Genomic DNA, 18,184 nt, shown 5'->3' with positions numbered 1-18,184 from the left:
ATTGTCAGACAATCCTACTTGATGAAAATCGGGATTGCCTGCCGGGCCAGGTGTGTGTATGACAATCCGTCAGTCCGTCCGGCCCCTGGATTGGCGGGTAGGATTCGTCCCATGAACCAGATACTGCGTGTCCCCCGCGAAGAAACGTCGCTGCGCCTGCGCACGACGCAGACCCTGCGCACGGCCATCCTCGATGGCGTGTTTGCGCCGGGCCAGAAGCTGTCCGAGCGCGAACTGTGCGAGAGCCTTGATGTGAGCCGTTCGTGCCTGCGCGAGTCGCTGCAGCACCTGCAGGCCGAGGGGCTGATCACCATCGTTCCGCACCGCGGCCCCGAGGTCACGGACATCTCGGTGCAGGAGGTGCGCGATATCTACGAGGTGCGGGCCAGCCTGGAGGGGCTGGCCAGCCGGGGCTTTGCGCTGCATGCCTCGGCAGGCCAGCGCGCCGCGCTGCGCGCCAAGCTGGGCGAGCTGGCCGTGCCCGCCGTGGCCAGCGACAAGGTGGCCCTGCTGGCGATCAAGAACCAGTTCTACGACATCCTGATCGAGGGCTGCGGCAATCTGGTGGCCGGCCAGATGCTGCGGCAGCTGAACAACCGCGTGACGGTGCTGCGGCGCATCTCCATGTCCCAGCCCGGGCGCCTGCCGCAGACGCTGGCCGAACTGGACGCCATCGTGGCGGCGATAGAGCAGGGCGATGCGGATCAGGCCGCGCGCCTGAGCGCCGATCACGTGCAAAAGGCCGGCCAGGGCGTTCTGCGCGCCATGGCCGAAAAAGCTGGCCCGGCCAGCTGATGCCGGGGCCTGCGCCTGTACCTGGGGGTGTCAGTCCGTGTGCGCTCAGTCCGGCTTGACCTGGGCGCGCTTGAGCACCTTTTGCCAGCGCGCCTGCTCGGTGGCAATGAACTGCGCGAACTGCTGGGGCGTGCTGCCGATGGGCTCGGCCGCATCGCCCTGCAGGCGCTTGAGCGCGTCGGGCGCCTTGACGGCCTTGGCGCATTCGGCGGCCAGCTTGTCCACGTGGGATCGGGTCATGCTGGAAGGCGCGAGCATGCCGTACCACTGCGTCATCTCGAAGCCCGGGAAGCCCTGCTCGGCCACGGTGGGCACGTCGGGCAACTGGGGCAGGCGCTGGGTCGATCCCGTGGCGATGCAGCGCACCTTGCCCGCCTTGATGAAGGGCAGCAGGGCGGCGGCGCCCACGGATGCAGCGTCCAGGCGGCCTGACATCAGGTCCGTCATCATGGGCCCCGTGCCGCGATAGGGCACGTGCAGCATGAAGATCTCGGCCGTCATCTTGAGGTACTCGAAGGCCAGGTGCCCGGCGCTGCCATTGCCGGCCGAGCCGTAGCTGAGCTGGCCGGGTTTCTTCTTGGCGTAGGCGATGAGTTCGCGCAGGTTCTTGACCGGCACATCGGGGTGGACCACGTACAGGCTGGGCACCTTGGCCAGCAGGCTGACGGGCTGGAAGTCCTTGTTGGCGTCGTAGGGCAGCTTGTCGAAGATGTAGGGATTGACGGCCAGGGTGCCGATGTGGCCCAGGATGACGGTGCTCTGGTCATCGGCGCGCGCCACTTCCTGCATGGCGATGTTGCCGGCCGCGCCGGGCTTGTTGTCCACGAAGACGTTCTGGCCCAGGGTCTTGGACAGCTCGGCCGCCGTGGAGCGCGCCACGATTTCCGAGCTGCCGCCCGGCGCAAAGGGCACGACAAAGCGGATGGGACGCGTGGGCCAGGCGTCCTGCGCCAGCGCGGCCGCAGGCAGCAGGCCCGACAGGGCCATGGCGCCCGTGCCGGCCAGCAGTTGGCGGCGGCCGAGCGGGGGCAGGTCTGCGTGGTGAAGAAAGTCGCGCGAAGGCATGTCTGGTCTCCTGGCTATCGTTGTAGTGAATGGGCAGCGGATGCGGCGCCAGCGATGGTGGCGCCGGCGGCTGTCAATCTGCTGTCAAACCAGGGTCTGCAGGCTACGGAGATACCCGGGGGATCAGGCTTTTCCCTCGGCACCCAGGGCCTGGCCGATGGCCTCGGCCGCCTGCAGGCCGCTGCGCACGGCGCCCTCGATGGTGGCCGGGTACGGTCCATCCACATGGTCGCCGCAGGCCCACAGGCCGTGGCCCAACTCCATGCCGGGGCGCTGCAGCTGCGGCAGGCAGGCGAAGGTGGCGCGCTTGTCGATCACGGTGCGCAGCGCAACCAGTCCATGCCAGCCCAACTGCGCCTGGGCCTGGGCCAGCACCTGGGCCTGCAGGGTTTCGCGGTCCGATGCGCTGTCGCTGATGACGAAGGCCATCAGGCCCTGCGGGCCGCCGAGTTGCCCACGGTCGAAGACGAATTGCGCAGGCGCATCGGGCGTGGAGCGCAGCGCCAGCCAGGGCGCGCCCGGGGGCAATGTGTGGGAGGGATCGCCGGTCTGCGCATAGACGGTGGCAATGGGGCGGTGCTGCAGTTCCTGGGCCAGTTGCGCCCAGCGCTGCAGGGCAATGCCGTCGCGCGCAGGCAGGCTGTCGTGCTCGGCAGCGGTGAGTGCCAGGCGCGCCGCCTCGGGCGCGGGGCAGGCCAGCAGCACGGCGTCGAAGGGCGCGTCTTCGCCCTGGGCTGCGCCCAGCGTCCAGTGCGGGCCCTGGGGCTGCAGTTCGGCCACGCGGCTGCCCAGGCGCACGGCATGGCCGCGCTCTTGCAGCCACTGCGCGGCCGGCGCGGGGAACAGGCTGCCCAGGTCACGGCGCGGCACCAGGAAATGCGAGCCGCCACGGCCGCTGAACAGCGCATCGCGCAGCACGCGCAGGAACACCGTGCCGCTGGCCAGGTGAATGGGTGTGTTGAGCGCCGAGATGCACAGCGGGTCGATGAACTCGGTGACCAAGCGCTGCGGCAGGCCGGCGCACAGGTCGGCCACGGTGGCCTGCGGCGCGCAGCGAAAGCCCGCCAGCCGCCAGCGCACGGCGCGCGCCAGCAGGGCTGCACGCTCGCCCAGGCTCCAGCCGCGTGCGGTTGCAATGCCGGCCAGCGCATCCAGCGGCGCAGGCCAGTCGGGAAAGCGCAGGCCGCTGCCATCGGCATAGGGGAGGGCCATGGGCTGGCGGTGCAGCGCCCGTTCAGGGTCCACGCCCACTTCGCGCATGAGGCGCAGGCTTTCGGTGTAGGCACCGATGAGGATGTGCTGGCCGTTGTCCACGCGCAGCGGGCCCTGTGGCGTGTCGAGGTCCATGCCGCGCGCACGGCCGCCGGGCTCGCGTGCGGCCTCGTGCAGGGTGATGTGCCAGCCGCTGCGCGCCAGCGCAAGGGCGGCGGCAAAGCCGGCCCAGCCGCCGCCGATGATGGCGGCGCGCGGCCTGTGCCTTGTGCTCTCGCGGCTCACCGCGCCATGCGTCCCAGCGCCTGCATCTTCCAGGCCAGCCACAGCTTGCGCAGCGGCGGCAGGCTGATGCGCTGGTGCAGCACGCGGAAGTCGTCGGCCTCGATCTCGCGCAGCAGGGTGCGGTAGATGCTGGCCATCATCAGGCCGGGCTTTTGCGTGCGGCGGTCGGCGGCGGGCAGCAGGGCCAGGGCCTCGTCGTAGAGGCGGTGGGCGCGCTCGGCCTGAAAGCGCATCAGCGCGGTAAAGCGGTCCGAGTACTCGCGCTTGGTGATTTCATGCGCCTTGACGTCGAACTGCTGCAGCTCGCTGATGGGCAGGTAGATGCGTCCGCGCATGGCGTCCTCGCCCACGTCGCGGATGATGTTGGTCAGCTGGAAGGCCAGGCCCATCTTGTGGGCGTAGGCCGTGGTTTCTTCCTGTGTCTGGCCAAAGATGCGCGCGGCCACTTCGCCGACCACGCCTGCGACCAGGTGGCAGTAGCGCGTCAGGCCCTGGAAGTCCAGGTAGCGGGTCTGCTCCAGGTCCATGCGGCAGCCGTCGATGACCGCCTGCAGGTGGCGCTCCTCGATGGCGTAGACCGGGGCGTGCGGCATGAGCGCCCGCATCACGGGATGGGAGGGCTTGCCTGCAAAGGCCTGGTGCACTTCGTTTTGCCACCAGCCGAGCTTGGTGGCGGCCACGCCGGGGTCGGAGACTTCGTCCACCACGTCGTCCACTTCGCGGCAGAACGCATAAAAGGCGGTGATGGCGGCACGGCGCTCGCGCGGCAGGAAGAGGAAGGCGTAATAAAAGCTGCTGCCCGAGGCGGCAGCCTTGTCTTGGACGTACTGATCCGGATTCATATGGGGCCGGATTGTCCCATGGACGGCTGGGAGCCAAAGCCTGGGTGTCGCAACGGCCGGCCTGCCATCACATGCGCAGGGCGCGCCACAGCAGCAGCGGCGCATCGGCCTTGCCGACGGTGGGGCGGCGGTAGAGGCTGGCGCCCTGCAGTGCATCGACCTTGTCCAGGATGCGCAGCCCGCCCTGCACGACCAGACGCAGCTCCCAGCCGATGCGGCCCGGCAGGCGGTGCACCAGTGGTGCGCCGGACTGCATCAGTGCGCGCGCCCATGCCGACTGCTCGGCCAGCAGTGCACGCACGGCAGGGGTCAGTGCAGCGGGCTCGGCGCGCAGGTCTTCACGCCGCACGCAATGGGCGGTGCAGTCGGCATCGGTCAGGTAGTGGCGCCCGCGCGGCAGGTCCACGCTGAAGTCCTGCCAGAAATTGATCAATTGCAGGGCGGTGCAGATGGCGTCGCTGCGGGCCAGCGATTCGGCATCATCCACCCCGTACAGATGCAGCAGCAGCCGGCCCACGGGGTTGGCCGAGCGGCGGCAGTAGTCAAGCAGCTCGGCGCGGTCGGCGTAGGTGGTGCCGGATTCGGTCTTGCGCACGTCCTGCGCGAAGGCGCTGAGCAGGTCGTCCATCAGCGCCAGCGGCAGCTGGTGGGCGCGTACTTGCGGTGCCAGCCCCGCAAAGACGAGGGGCCAGGCCGTGCGGGCGAGCATGGAGGCCTCGCCTTCGGTGCCCAGCGCCATCAGGTCGGCACGGTAGGCGGCCAGCGCGGCCAGGCGCTCGGACGGCGTGGCGTCGCCCTCGTCGGCCAGATCGTCTGCAGTGCGTGCGAAGTGGTAGAGCGCGGCAATCGGCGGGCGCAAGCGGGGCGGGCACAGCCAGGACGCCACGGGAAAGTTCTCGTAGTGCGTGACCGGGGCGGGGGAGGCGGGCAGGGTGGGAGCGGTGGACTTCACGGTGGCCGATTGTCGATGCTGCGCGCAAGGCCATGCATTTCACTTGACGGGCTCAAGGGCTTCTCCTAAATTACTAACCCGTCAGTCAGTAAACGGCGCCAGCCAGCTGCCGCGGCATGTTGCCCGGATCTTGCAGCCCGCAGCCGCTTTTCGCACCAGCCCTCCCGGATCCACATGCCCGACTTGCCATCGAACCCTGCCGCGCGCGCTTTGCCGCGCCATCTTCTTCTTGCCCCTCTGTGCCTGGCCGCCGCGCTGGCGCTGGGCGCCTGCTCCAAGGCCGAGCCGCCGCCCGAGCCGGTGCGCGCCGTCAAGCTGCTCACCGTAGGCGTGGGCGCGCTGGACACGCAACTGGAGTACGCGGGCGAGGTGCGCGCGCGCATAGAGTCGCGCCTGGGCTTTCGCGTGGCCGGCAAGCTCGTTCGCCGCGAGGTGGAACTGGGCCAGCACGTGCAGGCAGGCCAGTTGCTGGCGCGGCTCGATGCCAGCGACTACCGGCTGGGAGCTGACGCCGCGCGCGCCCAGGTGGCGGCCGCGACCACGCAGCGCGATCTTGCCGCCGCCGATGTGAGGCGTTACTCGCAGCTGAAGGCACAGAACTTCATCAGCGGTGCGGAGCTGGAGCGGCGCGAGGCCACGCTCAAGTCCGCCCAGGCCACGCTGGACCAGGCCAAGGCGCAGCTGGCATCGCAGAGCAATCAGGAAGCCTATGCCCAACTGCTGGCCGATGTGCCCGGCGTAGTGACCGGCATAGACGCCGAGCCCGGCCAGGTGGTGTCGGCCGGCTCGCCCGTGGTGCGCATTGCCCAGGATGGCCCGCGCGACGTGGTGTTCGTGGTGCCCGAAGACAAGCGCGGTGCCATCCGCGTGGGCCAGAAGGTGAATGTGCGCCCCTGGTCGGCCGGCATGCAGCCGCTGCAGGGCCAGGTGCGCGAGGTGGCGGCCAGTGCCGATCCGGTCACACGCACCTACCAGGTGAAGGTGGCACTGCCCACTTCGGACGCCGCCGCCGTGCCGCCGCTGGGTGCCACGGTCCACGCATTGCCCGAGGGCATGGGCCCCACGGGCCAGCCCGTGATCAAGCTGCCGACCACGGCGCTGCGCCAGGAAGGCGGCGGTGGCCAGGGCACGGCCGTGTGGGTGTTCGACGCCGCCAGCAGCACGGTGAAGCTGCAGCCCGTGCAACTGGCCACGGCCGATGGCAACGAGGCCGTGATTGCCGCTGGCCTGACGCCCGGCATGCAGGTGGTGGCCGCCGGCGTGCATGTGCTCACGCCAGGCCAGAAGGTCACGGTCTATCAGGACCGTTATGACAAGGCCCCGCAGCCGGCACAGCAGCAGCCGGCTCAGCAGCGGCCGCAACAGACACAGCCTGCACAGGCACCTGCCGCCGCAGGCGCTGCGCCCAGCGGAGCGGCCCAATGAGCGGGCCCAAACACAAGGCGCCGCAGGGCGCGCACTTCAATCTTTCGCGCTGGGCGCTGGACCATGTGGCGCTGACGCGCTATTTCATCGTCGTGCTGCTCCTGCTGGGCTTTGCCTCGTACTTCCAGCTGGGGCAGGACGAGGACCCGCCCTTCACCTTCCGCGCCATGGTGGTGCGCACCAACTGGCCCGGCGCCACGGCGCAGCAGATGGCCGAGCAGGTCACCGACAAGATCGAGCGCACGCTGCAGGAGGTGCCCTACGCCGACAAGATCAGCAGCTACTCCAAGCCCGGCGAGTCGATGATCATCTTCCAGCTCAAGGACAACTCGCGCCCCGGCGATGTCCAGCAGCTGTGGTACACGGTGCGCAAGAAGATCGGCGACATGCGCTACACCCTGCCGCAGGGCGTGCAGGGGCCGTTCTTCAATGACGAGTTCGGCGATGTCTATGGCGTGATCTACGCCCTGCAGGCCGACGGCTTCAGCTACGCCGAGCTCAAGACCATGGCCGACGACGTGCGCCAGCGCCTGCTGCGCGTGCCCGATGTGGCCAAGGTCGAGCTGTTCGGCGTGCAGGACGAGAAGGTCTACATCGAGCTGTCGCAGCGCCGCCTGTCGCAGCTGGGCCTGGACATGAACCAGGTGCTGGGCCAGCTGGGCCAGCAAAACGCCATCGAGGGCGCAGGCGTGCTGCAGACGCCGCGCGAGGATGTGCAGGTGCGCGTGGCCGGCCAGTTCCTGGCGGTGGATGAGTTGCGCGCCATGCCGATCCGCGGCGCATCGGGCGCGCAGCTGCGCCTGGGCGATATCGCCGAGATCCGCCGTGGCTATGCCGATCCGGCCAATGTGAAGGTGCGCCACCAGGGCCGCGAGACGATTGCCCTGGGCGTGTCCATGACCAAGGGCGGCGACATCATCCGCCTGGGCAAGTCCCTGCGCGGCGCCGTGGGCGACATCGCGCGCACGCTGCCGGCCGGCGTGGAGCTGGCCAACATGCAGGACCAGCCCAAGGCCGTGGCCGACTCGGTCAACGAGTTCCTGCAGGTGCTGATCGAGGCCGTGGTGGTGGTGCTGGCCGTGAGCTTCATCAGCCTGGGCCTGCACAAGCGCGAAGGCCACCAGCCGCTGTGGAAGCGCTGGTACATCGATCCGCGCCCGGGCCTGGTGGTGGCCATCACGATTCCGCTGGTGCTGGCCGCGACGTTCCTTGCCATGTGGTACTGGAACATCGGCCTGCACAAGGTGTCGCTGGGCTCGCTGATCATCGCGCTGGGCCTGCTGGTGGACGACGCCATCATTGCGGTGGAGATGATGGTGCGCAAGATGGAGGAGGGCTACGAGAAGTACCGCGCCGCCACCTTTGCCTACGAGATCACGGCCAAGCCCATGCTGACCGGCACGCTGATCACGGCGGCGGGCTTCCTGCCCATCGGCATGGCCAAGTCCATGACGGGCGAGTACACCTTCGCCATCTTCGCGGTGACGGTGATTGCGCTGGTGCTCAGCTGGTTCGCCTCGGTGTACTTCGTGCCCTACCTGGGCATGCTGCTGCTCAAGCGCCCGCCGCACGCGGCCACGCTGCCGCCCGAGGTGGCCTCGGGCGAGGTGCCCATCGAGGAGACCAACCTCAATGCCTCGTCGGCCGAGCATGAAGTCTTCGACAGCCCGTTCTACAACCGCTTCCGGCGCGCCGTGAACTGGTGCGTGACGCACCGCTGGCTGACCATTGCCATCACGGTGCTGGTCTTCGCGCTGGGCCTGGTGGGCATGTCGCGCGTGCAGCAGCAGTTCTTCCCGGATTCCAGCCGGCCCGAAGTGCTGGTGGACATCTGGTTCCCCGAGGGCACGTCGCTGGCCGCCAACGAGGCCGTCACGCGCCGCGTGGAAGAGCGCTTCATGCAACTGGACGGCGTGCGCACGGTCAGCGAGTGGGTGGGCTCGGGCGTGCCGCGTTTCTACCTGCCGCTGGACCAGGTGTTCCCGCAGAACAACGTCTCGCAGTTCATCTTGGTCGCCCAGGACCTGCCCACGCGCGAGCGTCTGCGCAAGGCGCTGCCGGCGCTGCTGGCCCAGGAGTTCCCCGAGGTGCGCGGCCGCGTCAAGCTGCTGCCCAACGGGCCTCCCGTGCCCTATCCGGTGCAGTTCCGCGTGTCCGGCACCGATCCGCAAAAGCTGCGTGCCTATGCCGACGAGGTCAAGCAGGTCATGATCGCCAACGCCGACATGCGCGGCGTCAACGACAACTGGAACGAGTCCGTCAAGGCCGTGCGCCTGGAGGTGGACCAGGACAAGGCGCGCGCCCTGGGCGTGAGCAGCCAGGCCATCGCACAGGCGGCCCGCGTCATGCTCAGCGGCTCCACCGTGGGCCAGTTCCGCGAGGGTGACAAGCTCATCGACATCGTGCTGCGCACGCCGTATTCGGAGCGCGACGCGATCACCGACATCGCCAACGCCTACCTGCCCACGGCGTCGGGCAAGTCGATCCCGCTCACGCAGATCGCCAAGCCCGTGATGGTCTGGGAGCCCGGCGTGATGTGGCGAGAAAAGCGCATGTTCGCCATCACCGTGCAGGGCGATGTGCGCGAGGGCCTGCAGGGCGCAACGCTGACCCATGCGCTGCTGCCGGGCCTGCGCGAGATCGAGGCGCGCTGGCACGCTGCGGGCGACACGGCCTACCGCATCGATGTGGCCGGCGCCGTGGAGGAAAGCTCCAAGGGCTCGGACGCCATCGTCGCCGGCGTGCCGGTGATGCTGTTCCTCACCTTCACGCTGCTCATGCTGCAACTGCGCAGTGTCAGCCGTTCACTGCTGGTGTTCATCACCGGGCCGCTGGGCATTCCCGGCGTGGCGGCGGCGCTGCTGCTGTTGGGCCGGCCCTTCGGCTTCGTGGCGCTGCTGGGCGTGGTGGCGCTGATGGGCATGATCCAGCGCAATTCGGTGATCCTGATCGACCAGATCGAGACCGACCGCGCGCGCGGCGTGCCGGCCTGGGACGCCATCATCGAAGCCGCCGTGCGCCGCCTGCGCCCCATCGTGCTGACGGCTGCCGCCGCCGTGCTGGCCATGATCCCGCTGTCGCGCAGCGTGTTCTGGGGCCCCATGGCCGTGGCCATCATGGGCGGGCTGATCGTGGCCACCGTGCTGACACTGCTGGCGCTGCCGGCCATGTACGCCGCCGTGTTCCGCGTGCGCCGCGAGCCCACGCATTGAGGCGGCGAGAACGCAGAGGCCGCCGCTCAAATCCGGGGTATGGCAATGCACCCCGCAATTGCGGCTAGAATCTGCGCCCTGACCTAGGAGCCGCCGCGCAGGCGGCTCCCCCAAGAACCAGCGCGGGTGGCGAAATTGGTAGACGCACCAGGTTTAGGTCCTGACGCCAGCAATGGTGTGGGGGTTCGAGTCCCCCCCCGCGCACCACAATAGAGAAATGGCAGAGTACGCCTAATCTCACTTAAACCCGTTTTCTTCGACGAAAACGGGTTTTTTTTCGCCTCTGCATGTCACGGACGTGGGGGTAACAGGTGTGTGGATGTGATGCCGCTATGCCACAGCAACGTTCTTGGAAGGCTTGTAGCGAGATAAATGAAAATATCACCTAAGCATGATATATTTGTTATATTATCTTGAGGTAATAATTTCAATTCATCATCTTGAGATGATATTTTGAATGCCCTGGCCAGGAGAACACCATGGACCACCTGTTGCAACTGCCCGATCAGCTTGCGCTGCACCTGAAGTCGCTGCGCAAGGCCGCTGGCGTGAGCCAGGCCCAACTGGCACAGCGGCTGGGCGTGTCCCAGTCGCGTGTGGCGGCGATAGAGCGTGACCCGGCCGCCATCAGCGTGCGCCAACTGATGGAGATCCTGCAGCTGCTGGATGCCGATCTGCTCATGCGGCCCAGGGCGGATGCGGTGGCTTCTCCTGCGTCTGCACCTGTGCCTGTGCCTGCTGCGTCGAAGGTTGCCGAGCCAGCTCCACAACCGTACGCGGGTGACAACGTGCCCCGCAAGCCCGCCGACCGCCCCGTGGCCTTCAAGCCGCAGGCGCTGCCGCCGCACTGGCAGGACCGCAAGCCGAAAGGGTCCTGGTGATGGCGGCGCTGGGCGTCTGGATGAATGGGGAGCGGGTGGGCACCTGGGAGGTCACGCGCACGGGCCGCCATGTGTTCGCCTATGACCCGGCCTGGCCGCAGAGCGCGCATGCGCGGCCGCTGTCACTGTCCATGCCCTTCACCCGCGACCTGACGGTGGCGGGCGAGGTGGTGGCCCACTATTTCGACAACCTGCTGCCGGACGGCGAGGGCATTCGCCGGCGCATTCACCAGCGCTTCGGGCTGCGCGGGGCCGATGCGTTCTCGCTGCTGGAGGCCATTGGCCGCGATTGCGTGGGGGCCGTGCAGCTGCTGCCCGAGGGCGTCGTGCCCGAAGGGTTCGACCAGGTGCGCTTCGAGCCGCTGAGCGAGGCGCAGATTGCAGAGCACCTGGCCAGCCTGGGTGGCGGGTTTGGTGCGCTGGAGGTGGACCAGGAGTTCCGGCTGTCCATTGCCGGTGCGCAGGAGAAGACGGCGGTGCTGCGCCAGGGCGGCCAGTGGTGCCGCCCGCTGGGTGCGACGCCGACCACGCATATCCTGAAGCCGGCCATCGGCGTGGTGCCGCACTGGCACTACGACCTGAGCGAGTCAGTGGCCAATGAGTGGCTGTGCGCCCGCCTGCTGGCCGAGCTGGGCTTTGCCGTGGCCGACAGCAGCATCGAGACCTTCGGCGGGCAGCAGGTTCTGTGCGTGGAGCGCTTTGACCGCGCCTGGACGGCACAGGGCTGGATTGCGCGTCTGCCCCAGGAAGATTTCTGCCAGGTGCGCGGCGTTGCCAGCGCCAACAAGTACGAGACCCACGGCGGGCCCGGCATGATGCAGTGCCTGCAGGTGCTGCAGCATGGCAGCGAGCCTGCCCAGGATTGCGCCCGCTTCGTGATGGCCCAGCTGGCGTTCTGGCTGCTGGCGGCCACGGACGGGCATGCCAAGAATTTCTCGGTGTTCCTGCAGCCGGGCGGCGGCTATGAGATGACACCGCTGTACGACGTGCTGTCGGCCTGGCCCATCATCGGTCACGGCCACGGCAAGATTGCCCGCCAACGCGCCAGGATGGCCATGGCCCTGCCGGGGCGCAGCCGCCACTACCGCCTGGCCGAGATCCAGCGCCGCCACTGGAAGGCCCTGGCCGAGACCACGCGCATCGCAGGCCTGTGGGAGAGCATGGTGGAGATGGTCGAGGCGCTGGACGGCGCCATCGACCGGCTGCAGCCGCGCCTGCCGGCCAGCGTGCCGCAGCCTGTGGCCCGGCAGATCTTCGACGGGGCGCGCGACCAGGCGCGGCGCTTTCTGCTTAGGGGTGATCACTGAGCCATATGGGTGGCTGGCTCAGTGCCGCGATGTTGCTGTGCATCGAATTCTGACAATGGCATGGCTGCCATCTGTCGTGCGACTTCCCGGCGCTTGATGTGTGTGCTTATCGGAAGTATCACAGACGGATTGGGGATGGCGCTGGGAGAGATAGTGCGGTTGATCTCCGTCACTGCTGAAAATACGTGGCCACATTCGAAGTTGCGGCACTGGAATATGGTTTCCCGGCTGGTGTTGGTCAATTGCAAGCTGGTGCGTGTGTACGCGTGTTCATTGCAGTGTGGGCACATCATTCGCATGGGTCATGTTCCTTTCGAGGCCAGTTGACGGTATGAGCGGCTGTTCAACAGCAGGGCTTATGGGATGCCAGGCTTCCTGGTCTTGGGGTGAGCACTTGCGTTGCACGCATGCGGGCGTAGCCGCCTATCCAGGCGTCCAGCGTGATGCCCATGCTTTCGAGGCCCTTTGGACATTGTTTTTCACCAGCGATGGCAATCTGTTGGGCAACGCGGTAGGGCATGTCATGCAAGGCCTCCTGGATGAACTCGGCGACCCAAGGCGGTCCGTAGTTTTCCAGCACGTAGGCATCCAGGTACTCGGCGAGATACTGCTCGTGGCCTTCGCTGCTGGCATGGCTGGATGCCGCCGTGTGGGCCCAGCAGGCTGTAGACGCGTTTGCTTTCATGGCTGTCTGCAATCGATGTGGCAAGGCGAGGTAGGTGTGCGTGGTTGCTGGAACCGATGTCTTGAATATACCTTAAGGTTCTGTTTTTGATGGTTCTTTGGGTATTGTCCTTTGGGTATTAGTGGGTATTGTTGACAAAAAAAGCCACCCCTGAGGGTGGCTTGGTAGTCTTCTGTGCGGGTTAGTAGACTTTGCTTTCCCAGGCACGCAGCACCTTGGCCAGGATCTGAAGGTTCATGCCGGGTTTGATGTACCACTCCCGGTATTTCTTGTTCTCGCTGATCACCAGAATGCCCTCACCGGGAATTCGCTGAAGGCGCTTGATAAAGCCTTCTCCGTCGACCGAGAAGAAGTAGACACCATCGAACTCGCACTCCCTGACGCCAGTGTCCACCAGGAGCGGATCGCCTGGATTGAACATCCCCAGCATGGAGTCTCCAAAGCCCGTCACGATGGCCAGGTTGTCGTAGGACGTCACGTAGGGGAGGTTTTTCTGGGCCCACTCACTGTTCACGCTCCAGCTGTTGATGACGCCGGGCTGGTCTCGCAAGACCAGTCCGCCGCCCATGGCGCCACCTGTGGAGTACTGTCGAATCACTATTTCATCTCGTGTGAGTTTCTTGTTGGTATTTTCCACCAGGTCGGGGGTGTGCTTTAGAGCTGCGGCTGCCTCATTGGGTGTCATTTCCCAAAATCCGCGCGGCAGATCGAATGCCGTCCGCGTGGCTTCCATCAACTCTTGCCCAATTCCTTTGGCGCCCTTCTTGTCTTGAGGGTAGAAAAGTCGGTTGACGTAGCTTGCGTCCTTTCCTATGGCGCGTGCCATCGCGGCCCGATTGCCTTGGGTGAATTCCGAGCAGACGATTGTAAGAAGTTGTTGCAGGCGTGTGTGCTGATCCATGGCCTGATTTTCGCGTTGAGTACCTGTGGGTACAAGATACCTTTGGGTATCTTTTTGTAGGTTCCTTGGGTATCATGTGCTGCATGAACCCATTCAAATTGTTTTTTTGTGAGCTGGATCGTCGCGGGCGTGCCGAGTTCGCCGAGCGGTGTGGCACCACGCCAGGGCTGCTGAGCAAGCTGGTCTATGGCGGCGGGAAAGTGGAGTTGGGGCTGGCTGACGTGATGGTGGCTTTGGGGGGCGGCAGGTTTTCCCTGGATGCGCTGCCATTGACCGAAAGGGCTCGTTTCCAGAACGAAGCTCGCTCGATAGGCCATGGGAGGTGCGCATGACAAGCCAATGCAATGCCGTTCTGCCTGATCCCATGGTGCCCTGCGACTGTGATCTTTCCGACTTTCCGTTCATGCCACTGGATGTCGCCCGGCTGAGAGATTCGGACCTGGCGGCCAACGAGACTCCCGATGCATGCTGGGCCGCCGTGCTGCTGTGGTCTGCCGCCTGGCACCAAGTTCCCGCTGGCTCCATGCCGGACAACGATGCCTGGATCGCGAAACAGGCGGGCTATGCCCTGCGGGGACGTATTGACCCCAAGTGGAAACGCGTGCGTGAGGGAGCCATGCGAGGCTGGGTGCTATGCAGCGACGGACGCTACCACCACGCGGTGGTAGCGGAGAAGGTTCGCGATGCCTGGAGTGCCAAGTTGCTGCAGCGTTGGCGCACCGAATGCAGCCGCATCAAAAAGCACAACGACAGGCACGGGACAGATGTGCGCCGTCCATCGTATGAGGAATGGATAGATTGCGGCCGTCCCACTGGACAGGTGCTGTCCATGTCCGGGGACGGTTACGCATGTCCGGGGGAACAAGATGACAGTGTCCCTGGGGACAGTGCTCCGGTGTCCCGTGGAGGCTGTGTTGCGGTCTCTGCAGAAAGCGCCTCCAAGGGACAGGGAAAGGGAAAGAGACAGGGACACCCTGATGTTCGCTCCAATCCTGGCGGTTCGATCCGCCAGCCCGTTCCTGCCAGCGACTGCAGCGAGATCATTTTCGGCTATGGGCTGTCTCTGCTGGTCAACTCGGGTACGCCGGAAAGACAGGCTCGGTCCTTCCTTGGCGGGTTGCGCAAGGTCCATGGGGACGATGCGTTGATCGACAGGCTGCGTGCCTGCGCCCAGGCCAGGCCGCTGCAACCGCTGGAATGGCTGGCTGCCGCACTGCCGCCACCGACGAGGGCCGCTATTCGTCGCTCCGTCCCCGTGGGCAGGCACGGCGCAGCCTACGCGGCCATCATGGAGGCGTAGGCATGCAGAGCATTTCCGCCCTGTCGTCCGTTGCGATAACGGGAGAGCTCCGGCAGCAGGCCGCGAGTTCCGCCGTGAAAAACCTGTTCCTGGTCATGCAGGGGTCCTACGGTTCGCTGTTTCTGAGCAAATTCGCCACAGGCGTTCTGGATGATGGCGGGCGAGATCTCGGGGTCCGCGCGGCCATGCGTGTCTGGAGTGCAGCGCTGGCGAAATACGACTCCAGTGTGATTGAAACTGCCGTGGCCCGACTGCCTGCGGCCCATCCGGATTTCCCGCCGCATCTGCCTCAGTTTGAAGCGCTGTGCCGTGCCGCCACCCCGCGCAGCACACATGCCGAGTTGCAGGGGTGGACTCGTCTGCCAGCACCTGGTGCTTCGCCTGTCCGTGTGCAACTGGTGCCTGTAGGCGATGGCAAGGACTGGGCGCGCCGCATCCTGGCCCGAACCCGGGCCGGTGACCAGACCATCACCCGCGCAGTGCTTCGCAATGCCATGCAGGCCATGGGCATGGATGGGTGGCCGCGATGACTGTCCAGACTTGTCCGAATGCCCTCCACAGCCTATCTCCGTCGTCCTGACGTCCCTACCTGCTGCGCTGTGGCACCAATCGCCCCCTGCCGTGCCCAGAGCCGCCCCGTTTCCCAGCCTTCCATTGAAAGGGTAGAACCTTGAATTCCACGCTTTTTCGCAACAACGTATTCCAGTGGCCTGAACGGCGCGGCCCGGTGTGCGCCATCCATGCCGGATCGGCTCGTTGGTTGCCACATCTGAGCCTGGCTGAAGCCCGTGCAGGAAAGGTCTGAACGTATGGGAGACGAAGCGATCAACTGGCTGGCGGGGCAACTGCAAGGCCGAAAGGATGGCAGGCCCAGGAATCACAACCCTCGCCCTGCCGGAGTCGTGCGCCCAGGCAGTGGTACGGACGCATTGTTGCGCCATCTGCAGCAACTGCCGGACCGCTGGTTCTTCCATTGCGAACTGGTGCTTGCGCTAGGGCGTTCAAAAGGAGAGATCGATTGGGCGCTGCAGTACCTGACGGGGCGGAGCCTGGTCCAAGCCAAGCTCACCGAATTGCCCGGGCGCAAGCCTGTTCTGCGCTACCGACTGATCTGCGACCGTCGCGAGGTGCCTGCGAATTCTTCGGGCCTGCCTGATGGCGCGTCCCAAGCCTGACAGGTTCGCAGGCATGAAAACGCTAATCTCCAACACCGTCCTTTCCGGGGGGGAGCAAGTCTCCTCCTCCCGTCAGCACAGCAGCACGCAGGAGCGGCATCGTCGCTTTGCACGGGAGTACGTTGCATCGGGTTTCAATGCCACGCGGGCGGCAGTCGCCGCAGGCTACAGTCCATCCTCTGCGGCATCTCAGGGCGCCAGGCTGCTGAAGGATCCACGGGTGCAGGACTATGTCAGGGAGTGCAGCCAACGCGTCGCGGAGCATGCCGAGGTTCGGGCCGAGGAAGTGGTGCGCCGGCTCCATGAAATGCTGATGGCCGATCCGCGCGATCTGGTCGAGGTTCACGTATCGTGCTGCCGGCATTGCTACGGAGCCGCCCATGGCTACCAGTACACGCTGTCCGAGTACAACTCCAAGCGTGAAAAGTGGATTGATGCCGGCAAGCAATTTCAGGACTTTCCCGAGCTCGGCGGGGTGGGCTACGAGGCCCACCGTCCCCCCCTGGCGGAGTGCCCTGAGTGTTTTGGCGCCGGCCTGCCACGCACGGTCGTCAAGGACACGCGCGGCCTTGGGCGCGGTGCGCTGGCGCTGTTCGGTGGCGCAAAGGAAGGCAAGTACGGCACGGAGATCAGCCTCCGCAGCCAGTTGGATGTGATAGAGAAACTGATGCGCTATCACGGCCTGTACCAGCGGGACACCGCTCAGAAAAGCATGGGCATGGGGCACTTCGAAGTGCATTTCATTGAGCCACCCCGGCGCAGTGACGATCCTCGCGAGGAGCGAGCATGAGCACCATGTCTGATGAATTGCCGATGCTCGCGCTCGACAGCCTGCCTTCGGGCGAGCCTCCTGATTTTGCAGCCGATTATGAGGTCGAGCGCTCGCGCGTCACCGTCGAGTTCCCGCTCAAGCTCAGGCCGCTCTTCGAGCCGCGGCGGTTCAAGGTCATGTACGGTGGCCGCGGAGGGGCGAAGTCGTGGTCCGTTGCCATGGCCTTGCTGGTGCTTGGCAGCAACCGCCCCTTGCGCATCCTTTGTGCCCGCGAGGTGCAGAAGTCCATGCGCGAGTCTGTGCATCGCCTGTTGCAGGACCAGATCGAGGCCCTGGGGTTGGGGGCGTTCTACGAGGTGCTGGGTACGGAAATCCGCGGAGCCAACGGAACACTGATCCTGTTCGCAGGCCTGCAGGCCCATACGGTGAACTCCATCAAGTCGTTCGAGGCGATCGATATCGTCTGGGTGGAGGAGGCGCAGGGCGTCAGCGCGGGCAGTTGGGAGGTGCTGGTGCCCACCATTCGGCGTCCAGGATCCGAGATCTGGCTGACGCTCAATCCTGGCCTGGCCAGTGACCCAACCTATGACCGCTTCATCACCCATGCGGATGGTGATACTTGGCTCTGCGAAATCAACTGGCGCGACAACCCATGGTTTCCCGATGTGCTGGACAAGGAACGGGGACGCCATTTCAAGCGTGATCCAGACAGCTATTGGAACATCTGGGAGGGCCGTCCCAGACGCAGCCTGGCTGGTGCCATCTACGCCAAGGAGGTGGAGCGCCTGCACAACGACGGCCGCGTTTGCCCCGTCCCCTGCAATCCCAGGTTGCCCGTGCATACTGTCTGGGACCTGGGATGGGCCGACGACATGGCGATCGCTTTCGTGCAGCGAACGGCCGTGGACTTTCGGATCATTCATTTCATGCAAGGCCACCAGAAGACCTTGGAGTGGTACGTGCAGGAGATGGAAAAACTCCCCTATCTATGGGGCACAGACTTCCTCCCGCACGATGGCGCGCACGGAGACTTCAAGACCGGGCAGACTTCGCAGCAGATCCTGCAGGATATGGGCCGAGAGGTCGAGGTGCTCGAGCGATTCGGGCTGGAGGCCGGCATACGGATGGCGCGCGGCATCTTTGCCCAGGCCTATGTCGATGCCGGCAGGTGCGCCCAATTGCTGGATTGCCTGAGCCGGTATCGGCGCCAGATAGACCCCCGAACCCAGGAGCCTGGCGCGCCGCTGCATGACGACGCCAGCCACGGCGCAGATGTGTGGCGCTATCTGGCCATGGCCCTGCCGCGCATGGATAACGCGACCCAGGGCGCGATGAGAAATCGGCGGCGCGGAGGCGGCATGGCGCGTTGAGACCG

The 18,184-nt window shown here is 65.9% G+C and carries 18 protein-coding genes and 1 tRNA gene; 12 read left to right on the top strand and 7 right to left on the bottom strand.

Features of this window, described 5'->3' with window-relative positions:
* The first annotated feature begins 111 nt into the window (after window positions 1-111).
* Window positions 112-795 (top strand): GntR family transcriptional regulator, encoded by a 684-nt coding sequence (locus IB269_RS20785; protein ID WP_192368148.1) that lies wholly within the window; start codon window positions 112-114, stop codon window positions 793-795.
* 45 nt (window positions 796-840) lie between these two features.
* On the opposite strand, the gene IB269_RS20780 is transcribed toward IB269_RS20785, so the two are convergent.
* The 4 genes from IB269_RS20780 to hpnC form a co-directional block, all read right to left on the bottom strand.
* Window positions 841-1,860 (bottom strand): Bug family tripartite tricarboxylate transporter substrate binding protein, encoded by a 1,020-nt coding sequence (locus tag IB269_RS20780; RefSeq protein WP_192368147.1) that lies wholly within the window; start codon window positions 1,858-1,860, stop codon window positions 841-843.
* A 123-nt stretch (window positions 1,861-1,983) separates the two neighbouring features.
* Window positions 1,984-3,357: a hydroxysqualene dehydroxylase HpnE gene (gene hpnE / locus IB269_RS20775; RefSeq protein WP_192368146.1), complete on the bottom strand. Its 1,374-nt coding sequence runs from the start codon at window positions 3,355-3,357 to the stop codon at window positions 1,984-1,986.
* Window positions 3,354-4,199, bottom strand: coding sequence for a presqualene diphosphate synthase HpnD (hpnD, locus tag IB269_RS20770; protein WP_013803312.1), 846 nt, complete (start codon window positions 4,197-4,199; stop codon window positions 3,354-3,356). Before hpnD ends, hpnE begins: the two co-directional genes overlap by 4 nt.
* 67 nt (window positions 4,200-4,266) lie before the next feature.
* Window positions 4,267-5,151 (bottom strand): squalene synthase HpnC, encoded by an 885-nt coding sequence (gene hpnC, locus IB269_RS20765; RefSeq protein WP_192368145.1) that lies wholly within the window; start codon window positions 5,149-5,151, stop codon window positions 4,267-4,269.
* Window positions 5,152-5,325: 174 nt separating this feature from the next.
* Between hpnC and IB269_RS20760 the strand changes: the two genes are divergently transcribed.
* From IB269_RS20760 to IB269_RS20740, 5 genes are all read left to right on the top strand, one after another.
* The gene (locus tag IB269_RS20760) at window positions 5,326-6,576 is read left to right on the top strand and encodes an efflux RND transporter periplasmic adaptor subunit (RefSeq protein WP_192368144.1); all 1,251 of its coding nucleotides are present in this window, start codon (window positions 5,326-5,328) and stop codon (window positions 6,574-6,576) included.
* Window positions 6,573-9,788: an efflux RND transporter permease subunit gene (locus tag IB269_RS20755; protein WP_013803309.1), complete on the top strand. Its 3,216-nt coding sequence runs from the start codon at window positions 6,573-6,575 to the stop codon at window positions 9,786-9,788. Before IB269_RS20760 ends, IB269_RS20755 begins: the two co-directional genes overlap by 4 nt.
* A gap of 120 nt (window positions 9,789-9,908) precedes the next feature.
* Window positions 9,909-9,995, top strand: a tRNA-Leu gene (locus IB269_RS20750).
* A gap of 272 nt (window positions 9,996-10,267) precedes the next feature.
* On the top strand, window positions 10,268-10,669 hold the full coding sequence (locus IB269_RS20745) for a helix-turn-helix domain-containing protein (protein ID WP_123692020.1): 402 nt from the start codon (window positions 10,268-10,270) through the stop codon (window positions 10,667-10,669).
* Window positions 10,669-11,976: a type II toxin-antitoxin system HipA family toxin gene (locus IB269_RS20740; RefSeq protein ID WP_192368143.1), complete on the top strand. Its 1,308-nt coding sequence runs from the start codon at window positions 10,669-10,671 to the stop codon at window positions 11,974-11,976. The genes IB269_RS20745 and IB269_RS20740 overlap by 1 nt, the downstream gene beginning before the upstream one ends.
* Here IB269_RS20740 and IB269_RS20735 read toward each other — a convergent pair.
* The 3 genes from IB269_RS20735 to IB269_RS20725 form a co-directional block, all read right to left on the bottom strand.
* Complete coding sequence (locus IB269_RS20735; protein WP_225614239.1) at window positions 11,970-12,266, bottom strand: ogr/Delta-like zinc finger family protein; 297 nt, start codon at window positions 12,264-12,266, stop codon at window positions 11,970-11,972. The two genes, IB269_RS20740 and IB269_RS20735, sit on opposite strands and share 7 nt — an antisense overlap.
* Before the next feature lie 53 nt (window positions 12,267-12,319).
* A complete protein-coding gene (locus IB269_RS20730) occupies window positions 12,320-12,661 on the bottom strand; it encodes a hypothetical protein (protein WP_225614209.1) in 342 nt (113 codons plus the stop codon).
* Between the two features lie 181 nt (window positions 12,662-12,842).
* Entirely contained in the window at window positions 12,843-13,562 is a 720-nt protein-coding gene (locus IB269_RS20725; protein WP_013803304.1) for a helix-turn-helix transcriptional regulator, read from the bottom strand.
* Window positions 13,563-13,645: 83 nt separating this feature from the next.
* Between IB269_RS20725 and IB269_RS20720 the strand changes: the two genes are divergently transcribed.
* The 6 genes from IB269_RS20720 (at window position 13,646) to IB269_RS20695 (ending at window position 18,179) form a co-directional block, all read left to right on the top strand.
* Complete coding sequence (locus IB269_RS20720; protein WP_141441628.1) at window positions 13,646-13,894, top strand: hypothetical protein; 249 nt, start codon at window positions 13,646-13,648, stop codon at window positions 13,892-13,894.
* On the top strand, window positions 13,891-14,862 hold the full coding sequence (locus IB269_RS20715; protein WP_034391688.1) for a DUF1376 domain-containing protein: 972 nt from the start codon (window positions 13,891-13,893) through the stop codon (window positions 14,860-14,862). The genes IB269_RS20720 and IB269_RS20715 overlap by 4 nt, the downstream gene beginning before the upstream one ends.
* Before the next feature lie 2 nt (window positions 14,863-14,864).
* Window positions 14,865-15,392, top strand: a complete 528-nt coding sequence (locus tag IB269_RS20710) for a hypothetical protein (RefSeq protein ID WP_013803302.1) — start codon at window positions 14,865-14,867, stop codon at window positions 15,390-15,392.
* Between the two features lie 279 nt (window positions 15,393-15,671).
* Window positions 15,672-16,037: a hypothetical protein gene (locus IB269_RS20705; RefSeq protein ID WP_123692012.1), complete on the top strand. Its 366-nt coding sequence runs from the start codon at window positions 15,672-15,674 to the stop codon at window positions 16,035-16,037.
* A gap of 13 nt (window positions 16,038-16,050) precedes the next feature.
* Window positions 16,051-16,827 carry a terminase small subunit gene (locus tag IB269_RS20700; protein ID WP_192368142.1) on the top strand — a complete coding sequence of 259 codons (777 nt, stop codon included), beginning with the start codon at window positions 16,051-16,053 and terminating at the stop codon, window positions 16,825-16,827.
* On the top strand, window positions 16,824-18,179 hold the full coding sequence (locus IB269_RS20695; RefSeq protein ID WP_013803299.1) for a PBSX family phage terminase large subunit: 1,356 nt from the start codon (window positions 16,824-16,826) through the stop codon (window positions 18,177-18,179). Before IB269_RS20700 ends, IB269_RS20695 begins: the two co-directional genes overlap by 4 nt.
* The last annotated feature ends 5 nt before the right edge of the window (window positions 18,180-18,184 follow it).

The organism is Delftia sp. DLF01, assembly GCF_014852125.1.
GTDB lineage: Bacteria > Pseudomonadota > Gammaproteobacteria > Burkholderiales > Burkholderiaceae_C > Comamonas > Comamonas acidovorans.
This window is presented reverse-complemented; position numbering and strand designations above follow the sequence as displayed.